The organism is Embleya sp. NPDC056575 (genome assembly GCF_042793325.1).
Classification (GTDB): domain Bacteria; phylum Actinomycetota; class Actinomycetes; order Streptomycetales; family Streptomycetaceae; genus Embleya.
In genome coordinates, this window is the sequence record NZ_JBHTVA010000074.1 from 36368 (window position 1) to 50053 (window position 13686).

Sequence of the window (13686 nt, forward strand, 5' to 3'; positions counted from 1 at the left end):
CCGCGCCTTCGGCGGCTTTTGGTGTCGCCCCCGGGGGGGGCGGGGGGGGGTGCCGCCGCCCGCGGGGGTCGGCGTGGGCCCCCCCCCGCCGGGGCGCCGGCCGACGTCGCGTCACCCGCCGTGCCGGCCCCTCGTTCGCCGCCGCGGCGCCGTGCCTCACGGCGCCGAGAGTGTGCGCTCGCCCAACGCGCGGGCCAGGTGTGCCTCGGTGCCGGGCGGCCGGGTCTCGACCCACCAGCGGGCGCGCCATTGCCCGTCGCCGTGTGCGCACGCCGCGGCGCAGGCCATCAGCAGGGCGAGCCGAGGCACGGTGATCCAGTGTTCGGCGGGCGGTCGACGGCACGGGCACCGGCCTCCGCCGGAGCGGATCGTGTCGGCGACGCTGTGGTTGTACAGGCCGATCAGGCGCAGTACGTCGGACTCCGCCAGCCGCGCCGACGGCAGATCCGAAGCCTCCCAGGCGTGGACCAGCATGTCGGCCATGGCGTAACCCAACGGCGCGAGGGTGGGCGCGCCGCCGAGTCGCCCGGGGCGCGGGTCGACGGAGATGGTGGCCGGGCCCCGGTCGTCGAGCAGGGCGCTCTCGAGGTCGTCGACGGTCCGGTTCCGAGCGAGGCCGCCGCACAACAGGGGTTCGGCGTCGAGCGTGGCGCGTACCGCGATCCGTCGCGCGGAGTACCCGAACTCGGGTATGTCCCAACGGTGTCGGCGGCCGGTCGGGATCGCGAGTGCGACGCCGGGCACGGCGTGCGCGCCGAACACCCGGTGGATGCGCGAATCGGCGCGGCCGAGTCGCATCGTGCTCTCGTCGAGGTCGGCTCGCTCGTGCCCGGCGTCGCTCCGCGCGCCGGTCAGGGCATCGAGCAGGTCGTAGTACGCCTCCGCCACGAGGGTCGAATCCGGACCCGCGCCATCGACCGGCACCCGCACCGGCGGCGGGGTCGCGGGTCGGGCGGTGGGGGAAGTGGGGGTGGTGGGGTGGTGGGTCACGGTCGTCTCCCGAGGTATCGCGGTGGGCGGGACGGCGCGGTGTACTCGGCCGGTCGATCCGACGAAGTGGCACGCGAGCGCGGCGATGGGGCACGAGGCGCCATGGGCCCGGCGGTGGTTCCCGCCGTGCGGGCGGAACGGGCGGCCCGGCCCGCGCGATGGACGGCCGCGCGGGCCGGGCCGGTCGAAGGCGGCGTTCCCGGACCAGGAGGCCGAGCGCCGGGTCGGTCACGCCGCGGACCGCTCCGCCGCGGCCTCGGCCGGGCCGATCCCGACGAGGAGTCGGCGCCGGGGAGCCGGACCCCCGAGACCCCCGCCCGCCGGCCGACCGCAGGCGGAGCCCGGTGCCGGTGGCCGCGGACAGCCGCGCGCACGGGTCGTCGACACGGCGCGACCGCCGCCCGCGAGGTTGTCGGACTCGAGTGCACACCTGCTCCCATCGCAAGGAGGCCCACGCCCCAACGACATGCGAGACGCGTAGGTCTACTCCCCTCCCGGACCCGCAGCGGCGCAGCTTCGCCAGTGACACGAATACGCCACCCCCACCGACCGGTCCGCGATCCACCGATCCGGCGCTCGGCACCGGTCCGGCGCACCGATCGGATCGGGATCTCGATGTCCGAGTGGGGGACGGGAACGCGGAGGCGGTCCGATCGCGCGAGTTCCGTTCGCGACAGAGCCGGCGAAGATCGGCTCTCCCAGGCTGGGGCCGCCCCACCGGATCGAACACGGGAGCCATTCGTGAACCCCGTGAATTCGACGCCCATCGTCACCGATGTCCCCGCCGCCCCCGCCGCGTTCGACCGCACCGGCGAATCCCCGCCGGCCCGCGCATCGGCTACAACAGGTTCGCCGCCGGCGAGTAGCGGCCGCCCCCTCGATCGACCGGCACGCGACGCCGGACGATCGAGAAAACGGCCGATGCCCCGGCGGACCGGGCCCCCCGAGGTCCGCCGGACCCGGCCGGGTACACCCTCACCCGCACAGATCGCGCCGGTGCAATCTCGCGTGCGACTACTGCTACCTGTACGAGATGAGCGACGAATGCCCGGCGGTCGAGCGCCAGGACGATGTCGACGGCGGTCGTGGACCGTACCGCCGCCCCTATCGGCGAACACGTGCGCGCCCACCGGCAGGAGCGCGTGCAGCTGATCGTGCACGGCGGCGAGCCGCTGCTCGCGATTGGGCACGATCGCGGCGTCGGCGACGACGGCCGACTCCGCTGTCACCGGGACCCAGGCCCGGGCGAGTTCCGCCAACGCGCCGGATGCCTGGCCGGCGTCGTGGGCCCCGACGTGTTCGGCCTCGCGGCCGATCGCCGCCAGGAGTCGGTCTCGGGCGTCGGCGGCGGGCGAGGTGCTCGCGGGACGAGCGTCGCCGGGGCGACTCCTGCATCCGCTACGACCCGAAGAAGGACGACGTCACCGTCGGCCCCCTTCGCATCATCGACGGCTGGGACCTCGGCTTCCCTGTCTGACCCCACCCACGACCCGCACCTCCGTCGACGCACGGACCCCACGGCGCCGCGACCCGCCCGCGAGCGCGGCGGGGGACCGGCCCCGACCCACACGAGCCACGGCCGGCGATCGACCGCGCGCCGTACACGGGCCCGAACAACCCACACCCGCGACGCCGAGACACCGCCCCCCCCACACACACACCGACTCGGGCGAACGTGCCCGACACCCGTGGGCGCGAGACCGGGCCCGGCGACGGGGTTCACGCCCGACATGTGCCACGACTCCGGTTCCGTGTCCGGTCCGTGCGTGCCCCTCGTCGCCGCTCGCCCATGCCCGAGGTCCGGGCGACCCGCGGCCCGTTCCCGCGAGTCGGGGCCGTGTGAGGGCCGTTTCAGGCCACCTCCGGGGTGGATCGGCCGATCCCGGCGCCCGGCCACGCACGGAAACCGATCCGTCGCCTATCGTGATCCGGCAGGCCGAGGCCCCCGGAGAGGAAGACGAACATGGCGATACGCATCACCACCGACGTCACGGTCGTGGACAAGTCCGCCTGGGTGAGCAACCCGGCCTCGGACCAGACGCACACCGGGTTCGCCACCCTGCGCAACTCCTCCGACGGCGATCTGTCGTGCGCCAAGGTCGAAAGCCCCGACTACCACGAGATCTCGATCCGCCGGACCGTCGCCGGCTCCGAACCCCCCACGACCGAGAAGGTCCACGAGATCACCATCCCCGCCGAGGGCGAGTTCGCCCTGGACCGGGACGGTTGCCACCTCAGGCTGGAGCGGCCCACCCACACGCTCGCACCGGGCGACCACGCCCGACTCCTGTTCTTCCTGTCCGACGGCACGATCCTCAAGACCCGGATGCCGCTGTACACCACCGCGTACGGCAACGTGGACTGAGATCGGCAACGCGCCCGTCCCGCCGGTCCCCGGGCGTGAGCCGTCGCGGTGCGGACGGTACCGGTGAGAACGACAACGGTCGGTGTCGCCGGCTCCCGACCGCCGACCGGTCGAGAGCCGCGTTCCTCCCGCCCGGCGGACATGGCGCGCGGTTGAGCCGGGTCATGAGTTCGCAGCCGGCGGCGAGGTCGTCGTCGCGCTCTTGGAGTTTCGGTTCCGGGTCGATCGCCTGCTGTTCGAGAGTGGTGATTCGGGCCTTGGGCAGGTCGGCGTCGTCGGGCCCGGTGGTGGTCACCCACCCCCCGAGCCGTAGGTCCTGCGGCCGGCCGTCGCGCCGGTCGGGGACGGTGCCGGCCGGCGAACGGTGTGTTCACCCCTGAACGGACCCTCACCTCGGGGGCTGCTCTCCCTGGGCCCGGGTCCGGGGTTGTTCACCCCTGAACGGATCTCGACTCTCGGTGGTGGTCGTTCGTGGTGTGTCCACCCCCGGGCCGCCGAATCGCTTCGGGGTGCGTCGATTCCGGCAGGCGGTGCACCGGGTGGGGGTCGGGTCCGATCAGCCGGCGTCGGTTGTGAATTCTCCCTTGACGTGGACGCGTTCGGCGGTGAGTTGTCCGATGACGCGTGCCTGACCGGTGGAGAACTCGTTGGTGACGACCTCGGTGGCGAGGAGTTGCCCGGTGACGCTGACCTGGCCGGTGGTCGTCGTGGTGACGTCGCGCAGATCGGCGGTGGTCGCGGTGAGGTCTCGCACGTGTGCCAGAGCGGCGGTCAGTTCGGTCGCCTCGGACCTGGCCGCCCAGAGTTCGTGGTTCACCTGCGCACGGTAGGCGACCAGTCCGTTGACGTCGGCGTCGGCGGCGGTGAGGTTTCCGCGTCGGCCGTCGGAGTTCTCCACGTCCACGCCGGTGGCGGTGAGGCTGAGGCGGCCCCCGGTGGTGGTGCCCTGGATTCGGGGGGTGTGTATCGCGGTGTCGGCGGTGAGGGTCTCGAACTCGGGGTTGCGCACGTGCACGGTGGTGGTGAGGAAGTGCCCCTCCTGTTGCCCGCGACGCGCGATCAGCGTGTAGGTGGTGCCCCGCCTGGGCGCGGTGTCGGCGTTCGGGCGCCACCGGTGGCTGCCCGGCGCGACGCCGTCCACGACGCCGCCCGGGGTTCCGTCCGGGAGGAGCACGGTGTAGTCGAGGTCGTCGGGTCCGTCCCACAGCAGGACGACGTCGCCGCCGGTGTCGACCAGGGCCTTCTCCGGCCGCAGGTTCGTCGGGACCCGCGCCGCGCGTTTTTGCACCGGCAGGGTGACGTAGCGGGTGGACTTGGGCAGGCGGCTCTCGCCGCCCGCGGCGAACTCGCGCACCTGCAGCAGGACCAGGCCCTCGCCGGCGGCGACGGGGACGTCCTCCAGGGACAGGACCATCGACTGCCCCGGGGCCATCCCGACGCCTCCCGGGTACGTCGCCCGAAAGACACGCTCGGTCGGTTCCCACGCGAACGTCGGCTTCTCCCCCGCGTCGAACGAGTCCGGCGTGATCGTCGGCCGGACCTCGGTGGGGCCGGACGTCAGGTCACTCGCGCCGGTGCCGACGGGCACCTTGACCTCGATGGTGAACCACTTCACCGTTCCCGCCCGCGGATGAGGGTTCGACACGACCACCCGCACCGCTCCCACGGCCGGTGTCCCGGGCCGGGCGAGCAGCGGCGTCGGGTCGGTGACGACCTCGTAGTCCAGTACCGACGACACGATCGGGACCTCCCGGATTCGACGTTCCATGGACAGGGACGAACACGTGCGAGCGCCGGCCCCACGTCGGCCGGGTGCGCGCGGACCGGGGCCTGTCGTGGTTGTCTCGTTCGGGCGTCGCCGCCCGCCCGGGATCCGGTCACACCGGCCGTCCGCGCCGGGCCGTCGGGTGTGCCGGGCCCATCTTCACCATCCATTCAGCACGAGCGCCCGGCGATTCCCCATCATTGATCCGGTCAACCTTCCGTGGTTTTCGGTCGCCGTCGGTCGTGAAGCCCGAGGGCGTTGACCGGAGGTCGTGACGTCGTGGGCGAGGGGGTCGACGCGGTCGTCCCGCGCATGTGGGTCGGTCCCGAACCACAGGCCCGACGTGGCAAGGCGGGCCCGGAGGGTGGCGAGCGTCGTACCGCGCGTGGATTCTCGGACCCGGTGTGTGCCCGGTGAAGCCGGGTGTGGCGCCGCTGTGGACGATGCCGCGCCGCTATGCGGGGCGATGGTCGGTTCGGCGGTGGTCGGGGCGCGGTGGGTGCTGCCGCGTCTGGTCCGCGAGGCCGCGTATCCACACGTACCCGCGCCGGCCTGCTGCGCCATCCCTTGTGGCATCGTCTGCGCCCGGATCTGGCGCCGGACGACCTCGGGTCGGGGTGAGGCGGTCGGCCTGGTGCGCCCGATTCCGTCGGGTTCGACGATGGCGCGGGTCGCGCTATTCCGGGGTGTCTGCCGTCTCGTTCGCGAGCGTGGCCATGGCGGCGACCTTGAGGGCCTGGCGATCGGGGGCGCTGTCGGCGCCGGCGTCGGCGCGGGCGGTGATCAGCGCGCGCATGGCCCGTAGGCGTTCGGCGCGGCAGTGGTTGAGGGTCTCGTCGTTGCCGGTCTCGGCGGCGTGCAGGCACGCGAGGTGGGCGCGTTCGAAGGCGAGTTGGTGGTCCAGCAGGGGCTGGAGGTGGTCGGGCAGCGACGGCGACGAATCTTCGGACATGTGTTCGACCATACGTGACGTCCGCGGCGACCCGATCGAGGCGCTACGTGGGTTGCGCGCCTCGTTCGGGTGAATCCCGACCCCGCACACCGGGCCCTGCGGGCCCGGCCACGCCTGCTACCGCGGGTCGTGGCCGATGATCTGCGCGAGGTGGCCTCAGGCGACGGCGACGACGAACCGGTGCCCGAGGAGGGTCGGTTCTGCGTCGAGGTGCAGGACGCCCTCGACGCCCGCCGGCAGAGCCGAAACGACGGCTTCGCCGACGAGCCGGCCGTGCCGGCTCCAGCCGGTTGAAAGTCCGAGGCCGCGACCAGGACCTGCTCGTCGACGCGGGCCTGGGCGTGACCTCCCTCAAACGGGCACCCGCCCCCTTCGCTCGCGAGCCGATCCTGGTTCTCACCCACGCTCATCTCGACCACATGGGTTCCGCCCACGAATTCGCGCAGTGTTGGGCCCACCGCGAGGAACCAGTCGACCTGCCCGGACGCGGCAGCCTCCACGGACCAACCCTTGCCCGAATACTCGGCCCGGGCCTGATGCCGAACCCCTGCCGGCCACACCGGTCGACGCGCTGCCCCACCCCGGCTCCCGGCCCCAGTTTCGACGGCGCACGCTTGAGGCGGATCTGCGACCATTACGTCACCTCACGCAGCGCCGACGGTTGAGAGAAGACCGTCAGGGCCTCCGAGTCACCGGCTCCCCGCCGAGCGGAAGCTGCTTCGCGCGTCCGCGCTTCTCGATTGGTGCCGCGCACGCCGCCTCGCCACCGGAGAGCCAGGCCGAAGGCGCTGGGTCCGTGCCAGTGTCACGCGGGTCGCTCGGAAGGTGCGCGCGATGGCGGCCTTGGGCGGCTCGGGCTCACCTTCGTTCCAAGTGGTGGCCGGGGAAGAGCCGCACGCCGTGTCGCAGTCGGTCATACGGCGTGGAGGGCGAGGGTCGGGGACAGGCGGGCGGCTCGGATGGCGGGGTAGAGCCCGGCGATGGTGCCGATGAGCAGGGTGGCGGCGAATCCGCCCGCTGCGGCAGTCGGGGCGACGACCCAGGGCATGCCGCGGGAGGTGGCGTAGATCCACGTACCCAGGGAGCCCAGGGCGATGCCGGCGAGGCCGCCGAGGCTGGAGAGCACCAGCGACTCGGTGACGAATTGGATGCGGATCTGGCCGCGGGTGGCGCCGAGGGAGCGGCGCAGGCCGATCTCGTGGCGGCGTTCGAGCACGGAGATGATCATGGTGTTGGCGACACCGACTCCGCCGACGAGGAGGGAGACGGCGCCGAGGCCGAGGAGCAGGCCGTTGAAGGCTCCCTCGGAGGCGGCTTTGGCTTCCAGCGCGTCGGACGGATTGGAGACCTCGACCTCGTGCGGGGCCTGGGGGTTGGCGGTGCGGGCCAGCAGGTCGCGTACGTCTGCCACGGCCTCGTCCGCGGAGCGTTCGTAGACGGCGCTGGGGTGGCCGTCGAAACCGAGCAAGTCTTTGGCTGCCTGCCAGCCGACCAGGGCCGAGGTGCGGATGTCCTCGGCGAGTGGGAGCGGGCGCAGGATGCCGACGACGGTGAAGTACCGGCCGCCGATGAGGACTTGCTGCCCGGGTTGGGTGACGCCGAGTCGGGCGGCGGCCTGGTCGCCGAGGACCGTGGCCGGGAACTGGCCGTTGGCCGCGTTGAGCCAGGTGCCGGCGGCCATGGAGCCGCGCAGGGTGGCCAAGAGATCTTCGGTGGCGGCTTGAACGGACAGGCCGCCGGTCTGGGTGGCCGGGATGTGTTCGGAGCGGTAGATGTGCGCGTCGGTCAGGCCGGTGGCGCCGGTGTTCTGGACGCCGTCGATCTGCCCGATCATCTGTGGTGCCTTCTGGGGGAGTACGGCGCTCTGCCCGGTGAGCATCGACTGCCCGGGGGTGACCACGAGCATGTTGGTGCCGAGCTTGTCGAGGTCGTCCATGAGCTTGGCCTTGGACGAGGAGGAGATGCCGACCACGGCGATCATGGTGGCGATGCCGAGCGCGATCCCGAGCGCCGACAGGATCACCCGCATCGGTCTGCCGCGCAGCCCGGCGGAGCCGACCTGGGCGATGTCGCGGGCGGTGAGGGCGGCCGGGGTCAGTGTGCCGTGGTTCATCGCGCCTCTTTCGGCCGGACCATGCGGGTGTCGTCGACGACTTTGCCGTCGCGGATGCTCACGCAGCGCGGCAGCGCCGCCGCGAGTTCCCGGTCGTGGGTGATCACCGCGATGGTGGCGCCGTCCGCGTTCAGTTCGTGCAGAAGCGCCAGCACCGCGTCGCCGGACGCGGAGTCCAGTGCACCGGTCGGCTCGTCCGCGAGCAGGATGTCCGGTGCGCCGGCGACCGCGCGGGCGATCGCGACGCGCTGCTTCTGGCCGCCGGACAGCTCGTGCGGCCGGTGATGCATGCGGTCGCCGAGCCCGACGCGGTCAAGCGCCTCGATGGACCGCCGTCGCCGCTCTTTGCGCGGCAGCCCCGAGTAGCGCAGTCCTTCGGCGACGTTGGCCAGCGCGCCGGCGCCGGGTACGAGGTGGAACGCCTGGAAAACGAACCCCACGTGCCGGGCGCGCAACGCGGACAGGCGCCGGTCCGCCATGCGGGTCACCTCGTGCCCGGCCACCGTAACCGTGCCCGCGGTGGGCCTGTCCAGCGTGCCGATGATGTGCAGCAGAGTAGACTTCCCCGACCCGGACGGCCCGACGATCGCCATCAGCTCGCCCGCGCCGACCGCCAGGTCCACCCCCCGCAGCGCGGCAACCCCGCCGGGGTACTCCTTGGTCACCCCACTGAGCGTGACGACCGCCCGACCCTCCCACGGCTCGCCACCACGCACCGGGTCACGCGTATCGCCCGCGTGGCCCCGCGTGTCGGCGGTGGTGTGGGCGGTCATGTCGGCACCACCACGTCGAGGCCTTCGGCCAGGCCGTCCCCGGACACCTCGACGCGGCCGTCGGCGAACAGGCCGAGGGTGACCGGCAGGTCGCGCACCCGCCCGCTCTCGACGACCCGGACGCCGAAGCCCCGGCCGGGCAGGGCCACCAGCGCCTCGACGGGCACCGACAGGACACCGGTCCGCGACTGGCCCGCGAACAGCACGGTGACCGGCGCCTGGTCCACGCCCTGCACCTGCGCGGGGTCGTCGAACTCCACGGTCACCTTGATCTTCGGATCGCTGCCGCCCCCGCTGCCCCGGCCGCCTCCCTGGTCGCCCTGGGGCGCCTCGGCCGACGCGCCGACCGAGGAGACCCGGCCCGGGGCGCTCACCCCGCCCGGAAGCCGGACGGTGACCTTGTCGCCGGGCTTGCGCTGCCCAGCCTCGGACACCTTCAGATCGACCTCGACAAGCCGCGCCGCCCCGGACGCGGAATACACCGTCTTGCCCGGCGCCAGCCGGTCGCCGACCTGGGCCTCCGACGTGTCCACCCGCAGCGGGCCGGGCGCGAACACCACCTCCCCTGGACCGACGGTCCCGCTCTGCTCCAGACCGACCGCCTTCTGCCAGGCCTTGACCGCCTTGACGGTGCCCGGGGTGAACTCATCGTCCGCGGCCAGCTGCGGGCCGAACCCCAGAGCCTTCAGGTTCTGCTTCAGCTGGCGGACGTCCTCCCCCTCGTCGCCCGCCTTCATCTCCCGATACACCGGCGTGGCGCCGAACATCAGGTGGACCGGTTCGGCGTCCATCGCGTACAGCTTCCCGCCCCGGCCGACCTCCGCTCCGGCCTCCGGAAGCCAGGTCAGCACGCCGTCGCCGCCCGAGCCGACCTTCTGCCCGCGCGCGAAGCCGAGCCTGCCCGGCGCCTGTACCGCGGCGTTCATGTCGCCCCGGGTGACGTGGGCCACCGCCTGCGGCAGCGGGCCCGCCTGCTCGTGCCCGCGATCACCCTTGCCGTCCTCGAGCGAGTACGCGGCGACCGCGCCGCCGGACACGACGACCACGGCCGCCACCGCGGCGGACGCCACACGCCGCCGCATCAGAACCCCGCCTTCTGCGCGCACACCTTGTCCGCCGCCGCGTACTTCGCCGGATCCGCTTGCTCCCCGGTGACCTCCGACTTGACCGAGCCGTCGACGAACTGCGGGTCGGGCATGTCGATGCCCTCCTCACGCATGCACTTCGCATACGCCAGGTACTTGTCCTTCTCCTGCCGGCCCAGCTCACCTCCGCCCGTATCGCCGGCGCCGCCGCGACCGGAGCTGTCCCGGATGCCGCAGTCCGCCAGCGCCTGCGCCATCTGCTCCTGTGTCAGATCCCCCCGCGAGATCGCGGCCTTCCGACCGGGCTTGGCGTCCTCGATCTTCATGCCCTTGCCGCGCAGGCAGTCCATCTGCTTGGCCTGCTTCGCCCCGGCGTCCTGCCCGGCCGACCCGCCGTTGCCTCCGGCGGTTCCGCCGCCGGACCCGCCGTCGCTGCCGCCATCGCCACCGCTGCCGCAAGCAGTGGCCAACAGGAGCAGCGCGGACAGGCCGCCCGCCGCCGCCAGGCGTACCCGGTACCTCTTCGTGACCCTCTCGGTCTTGTCCCCCATGGTCGTGGTGATCCGCGTGGTCCGCATGGCCGTCGCCTCCTGTGGTGGGTGTCGTGGCACCACAGGCTGCGCGACAGCGCGCTCTCGCTTCCCTAACGGCGGCTGTTACACCGGTGCAACGCCCACGTCCGGTAGACAGGACCCATGCGCGTGCTCGTAGTCGAAGACGACGCCTTCCTGGCCAAGATGATCTCCGAGGGGCTGCGCCGGGAGGCCCTGGCCGTCGACGTGTGCGCGGACGGGCTCGACGCGATGGAAAAATTGCGGTTCGGCGCCTACGACGTGATGGTCCTGGACCGCGACCTGCCCGGCCTGAACGGCGACGAGGTATGCCGACGCGTCGTCGCCCAAAGGCTCCTCACCCGTGTCCTGATGCTCACCGCCTCCGACACCGTCCACGACAAGGTCGCCGGTCTGGGCCTGGGCGCGGACGACTACATGGGCAAGCCGTTCGCCTACCAGGAACTCCTCGCCCGCGTCCTGGCCCTGGGCCGCCGCACCCATCCCGCGCTGCCCCCGGTGCTGGAGCGCGCCGGGATCCGCCTCGACACGGGCGGTCGCAGAGCCGCCCGCGACGGTTGCCCCCTGACGTTGTCCCTCAAAGAGTTCGCCGTCCTGGAGACCGTGATGCGCGCGGCCGGCGGCGTCGTCGGCCACGACGACCTCGTCGAGGCCGTCTGGGGCGCAGACGTCGGCTACCAGAGCAACGTCGTCCGCGTCACCCTCAGCCGCCTGCGCACCAAACTCGGCGACCCCCCGGTGATCGAAACCGTGCCCGGGGCCGGCTACCGCCTCGCCGAAGACGAGGACCCCCGGTGACGATCCGACCCACAGCGCAGCCCCGGCGGTGGTGGCCGCACGCCGACGAGAGGCTGCGCCTGACGCTCCTGTACGCCGGGCTGCTGCTCCTTGCCGGGGGCGGGCTCATCGCGGTGATGTACACACTGCTGCGGCACGGCCTCTACGCGGGCATCACCGACGTCATCATCCGAGGTTCCATGACCGGTGGCGAGGAGCCGGCGCCCGACACCCCCGAACCCTCGCCCCGCGTCCCGCGCGAGGGCGGCGGAACCCTCGACCTGGCCGGCACCATCGAACAGGCCTTCCTCAACCGCCTCCTCACCGCCTCGCTCATCGCCCTCGTGATCTTCGCCGCCCTTTCCGTGCTGCTGGCCTGGTGGATGGCAGGCCGGGTCCTGCGGCCCGTCGGCGCGATCACCCGCACCGCCCAACGGCTCTCGGCGACCACGCTGCACCAGCGCATCGATCTCGACGCCCCGCCCGGGGAACTGAAGCAACTCGCCGACACCTTCGACGACATGCTCGACCGCATCGAACACCTCGTCGACTCCCAGCGCCGCTTCGCCGCCAACGCCGCCCACGAACTGCGCACCCCGCTCGCACAACAACGCGCCGCCGCCGAGATCGGCCTCGCCGGCCACCCCGACCACGACCAGGTCGCCTACATCCGCCGCGAACTCGTCGACATCAGCGAACACAGCCAACACCTGATCGCCGGGCTCCTGCTCCTCGCCACCTCAGAACGCGGACTCGACCGACGCACGCCCTGTCGAATCGACGAGATCGCCCGCACCGTTGCCGCCACCCTCGCCCCCCAGGCCGACCGGCTCCGCATCACCCTCACCCTCGACGCGAAACCCCTGTGGGCCGAAGGCGACCCGGTGCTCCTCGAACGCCTCACCCACAACCTCGTCAGCAACGCCATCCGATACAACCATCCCGGCGGACACGTCACCGTCCGCATCGGCGACGGCGCACTCACCATCACCAACACCGGGGCGACCATCGCCCCCGACGCCGTGCCACGCCTCTTCGAACCGTTCCACCGCAGCACACAGCGCCGCCAAGCCCCCGACGAAGGGGTCGGCCTCGGCCTGGCCATCGTCGCGGCCATCGCCCGCGCCCACGGCGCCCAGGTCGCCGCCGACGCAAACCCTCACGGCGGCCTGACCGTGCAAGTGGCCTTCGGCCCCACCGGCGCCGCGCACGGCTCACCCCACGATCGATGATGGGCCGGGTGACTGGAACTCCTCGAAACTTCCGGACAGGCGTGTGGTGACAAAGGGTTCCCGGCTTCCCGCGTTGTGCGGGAGGTGTTGATCAACTGCCGCGAGACGGGAGACCCCACAGGTCGTTGACGCCGTCGCCGACGGCGCATTCGACCACGCTCGCCAGTAGCGCAGACTCCGCCGTCGCGCGACGGGCCGCAACCAGTCCTGGTTCTCCTCACCCCGTCCCCGCATTGACGGGCCGTCAAATTTCGACACGACCCTCCCCCCCTGAGCAGCCGAAACACCACTGTTTGACCACTACTAGTAGGATTTCATTAGGTTTTGTCGTACTTGTCGGTTGGGGGCATGTTGTTTGTGTGGACATGTGGCAGGTTCGGGGCCTGCGGGCGGGGTTGGCGGAGTTCGTGGCGGATGTGTTCGCGTCGTTGCCGCGGCGGGATCAGCGGGAGAAGGGTGACTGTTACCTGCGGGGGTTGATGCTGGAGGGTCGTCGGAAGTCGATCGACGCGATGGCGTCGCGGTTGCCGGACGGCAACACGCAGAATCTGCAGCAGTTCGTGAGCGCGTCGACGTGGGACCCGGTGCCGGTGCGGCGGCGGATCGCCGAGTGGTTGCTCCCGCTGGTGCGTGCGGACGCGTGGGCGGTCGACGACGTGTCCTTTCCCAAGGACGGGCGCATGTCCATGGCGGTGGCGCCGCAGTACTGCGGCGCGTTGGGCAAGCAGGCGAACTGCCAGGTCGCGGTGAGCGTGCACGCGGTCTCCGACACCGCGTCGTGTCCGCTGCAATGGCGACTGTTCCTGCCCCCCGAGTGGGACGCGGACACCGAACGCCGCCTGCGGACGGGGGCCCCGGACGCGGTGCGCCACCGGGAGAAGTGGCAGCTCGCACTGGACGCCCTGGACGCCCTGGACGAGACCGCCGCGTGGGGGATGCGCCCGCCGGTGGTCGTGGCGGACGCCGCCTAGGTTCTGTTTCTTGGATCATGTGCGGAGCCAGATGAAGAGTGCGGCGATGGCGACGGTTCCGAGGTAGACATAGGCCCGTTTGTCGTATCTC

12 protein-coding genes and 2 pseudogenes are annotated in these 13686 nt (G+C 72.2%); 7 read left to right on the forward strand and 7 right to left on the reverse strand.

Features of this window, described 5'->3' with window-relative positions; all coding sequences use genetic code 11:
• Positions 1-156 precede the first annotated feature (156 nt).
• Positions 157-990 carry a hypothetical protein gene (locus tag ACFRCG_RS39375; RefSeq protein ID WP_380040591.1) on the reverse strand — a complete coding sequence of 278 codons (834 nt, stop codon included), beginning with the start codon at positions 988-990 and terminating at the stop codon, positions 157-159.
• Positions 991-2953: 1963 nt separating this feature from the next.
• On the opposite strand from ACFRCG_RS39375, the gene ACFRCG_RS39380 reads away from it, so the two are divergent.
• Positions 2954-3355, forward strand: a complete 402-nt coding sequence (locus ACFRCG_RS39380; RefSeq protein ID WP_380040593.1) for a copper chaperone PCu(A)C — start codon at positions 2954-2956, stop codon at positions 3353-3355.
• Between the two features lie 556 nt (positions 3356-3911).
• Here ACFRCG_RS39380 and ACFRCG_RS39385 read toward each other — a convergent pair.
• Positions 3912-5123: a hypothetical protein gene (locus ACFRCG_RS39385; RefSeq protein WP_380040595.1), complete on the reverse strand. Its 1212-nt coding sequence runs from the start codon at positions 5121-5123 to the stop codon at positions 3912-3914.
• Positions 5124-5598: 475 nt separating this feature from the next.
• Between ACFRCG_RS39385 and ACFRCG_RS39390 the strand changes: the two are divergent.
• A pseudogene (locus ACFRCG_RS39390) lies at positions 5599-5741 on the forward strand (ATP-dependent DNA ligase); the annotation flags it as partial.
• Positions 5742-5796: 55 nt separating this feature from the next.
• On the opposite strand, the gene ACFRCG_RS39395 reads toward ACFRCG_RS39390, so the two are convergent.
• Positions 5797-6072 (reverse strand): hypothetical protein, encoded by a 276-nt coding sequence (locus tag ACFRCG_RS39395; protein WP_380040597.1) that lies wholly within the window; start codon positions 6070-6072, stop codon positions 5797-5799.
• 69 nt (positions 6073-6141) lie between these two features.
• Between ACFRCG_RS39395 and ACFRCG_RS39400 the strand changes: the two genes are divergently transcribed.
• Positions 6142-6366 (forward strand): hypothetical protein, encoded by a 225-nt coding sequence (locus ACFRCG_RS39400; RefSeq protein WP_380040599.1) that lies wholly within the window; start codon positions 6142-6144, stop codon positions 6364-6366.
• Positions 6363-6737 (forward strand): MBL fold metallo-hydrolase, encoded by a 375-nt coding sequence (locus tag ACFRCG_RS39405; RefSeq protein WP_380040601.1) that lies wholly within the window; start codon positions 6363-6365, stop codon positions 6735-6737. Before ACFRCG_RS39400 ends, ACFRCG_RS39405 begins: the two co-directional genes overlap by 4 nt.
• 248 nt (positions 6738-6985) lie before the next feature.
• On the opposite strand, the gene ACFRCG_RS39410 is transcribed toward ACFRCG_RS39405, so the two are convergent.
• Genes ACFRCG_RS39410 through ACFRCG_RS39425 form a run of 4 tightly spaced genes read right to left on the reverse strand, consistent with a single transcriptional unit; the run spans position 6986 to position 10621 of the window.
• Positions 6986-8185 carry an ABC transporter permease gene (locus tag ACFRCG_RS39410; RefSeq protein ID WP_380040603.1) on the reverse strand — a complete coding sequence of 400 codons (1200 nt, stop codon included), beginning with the start codon at positions 8183-8185 and terminating at the stop codon, positions 6986-6988.
• A complete protein-coding gene (locus ACFRCG_RS39415) occupies positions 8182-8958 on the reverse strand; it encodes an ABC transporter ATP-binding protein (RefSeq protein WP_380040605.1) in 777 nt (258 codons plus the stop codon). The genes ACFRCG_RS39410 and ACFRCG_RS39415 overlap by 4 nt, the downstream gene beginning before the upstream one ends.
• Entirely contained in the window at positions 8955-10040 is a 1086-nt protein-coding gene (locus tag ACFRCG_RS39420) for a peptidoglycan-binding protein (RefSeq protein WP_380040607.1), read from the reverse strand. Before ACFRCG_RS39420 ends, ACFRCG_RS39415 begins: the two co-directional genes overlap by 4 nt.
• Positions 10040-10621 carry a hypothetical protein gene (locus tag ACFRCG_RS39425; RefSeq protein WP_380040609.1) on the reverse strand — a complete coding sequence of 194 codons (582 nt, stop codon included), beginning with the start codon at positions 10619-10621 and terminating at the stop codon, positions 10040-10042. Before ACFRCG_RS39425 ends, ACFRCG_RS39420 begins: the two co-directional genes overlap by 1 nt.
• Before the next feature lie 117 nt (positions 10622-10738).
• Here ACFRCG_RS39425 and ACFRCG_RS39430 point away from each other — a divergent pair, with 117 nt between their 5' ends.
• From ACFRCG_RS39430 to ACFRCG_RS39440, 3 genes and pseudogenes are all read left to right on the forward strand, one after another.
• The gene (locus ACFRCG_RS39430) at positions 10739-11413 is read left to right on the forward strand and encodes a response regulator transcription factor (RefSeq protein WP_380040611.1); all 675 of its coding nucleotides are present in this window, start codon (positions 10739-10741) and stop codon (positions 11411-11413) included.
• Complete coding sequence (locus ACFRCG_RS39435; RefSeq protein ID WP_380040613.1) at positions 11410-12624, forward strand: sensor histidine kinase; 1215 nt, start codon at positions 11410-11412, stop codon at positions 12622-12624. The genes ACFRCG_RS39430 and ACFRCG_RS39435 overlap by 4 nt, the downstream gene beginning before the upstream one ends.
• A 359-nt stretch (positions 12625-12983) precedes the next feature.
• Positions 12984-13589 (forward strand): annotated as a pseudogene (locus ACFRCG_RS39440) (IS701 family transposase); the annotation flags it as partial.
• Between the last annotated feature and the right edge of the window lie 97 nt (positions 13590-13686).

Excerpts from the sequence above, each read along its gene's own strand:
- ACFRCG_RS39380 (WP_380040593.1), top strand. The coding sequence starts at position 2,954 with ATGGCGATACGCATCACCACCGACGTCACGGTCGTGGACAAGTCCGCC.
- ACFRCG_RS39385 (WP_380040595.1), bottom strand. The coding sequence starts at position 5,123 with ATGGAACGTCGAATCCGGGAGGTCCCGATCGTGTCGTCGGTACTGGAC.
- ACFRCG_RS39395 (WP_380040597.1), bottom strand. The coding sequence starts at position 6,072 with ATGTCCGAAGATTCGTCGCCGTCGCTGCCCGACCACCTCCAGCCCCTG.
- ACFRCG_RS39410 (WP_380040603.1), bottom strand. The coding sequence starts at position 8,185 with ATGAACCACGGCACACTGACCCCGGCCGCCCTCACCGCCCGCGACATC.
- ACFRCG_RS39415 (WP_380040605.1), bottom strand. The coding sequence starts at position 8,958 with ATGACCGCCCACACCACCGCCGACACGCGGGGCCACGCGGGCGATACG.
- ACFRCG_RS39420 (WP_380040607.1), bottom strand. The coding sequence starts at position 10,040 with ATGCGGCGGCGTGTGGCGTCCGCCGCGGTGGCGGCCGTGGTCGTCGTG.
- ACFRCG_RS39425 (WP_380040609.1), bottom strand. The coding sequence starts at position 10,621 with ATGCGGACCACGCGGATCACCACGACCATGGGGGACAAGACCGAGAGG.
- ACFRCG_RS39430 (WP_380040611.1), top strand. The coding sequence starts at position 10,739 with ATGCGCGTGCTCGTAGTCGAAGACGACGCCTTCCTGGCCAAGATGATC.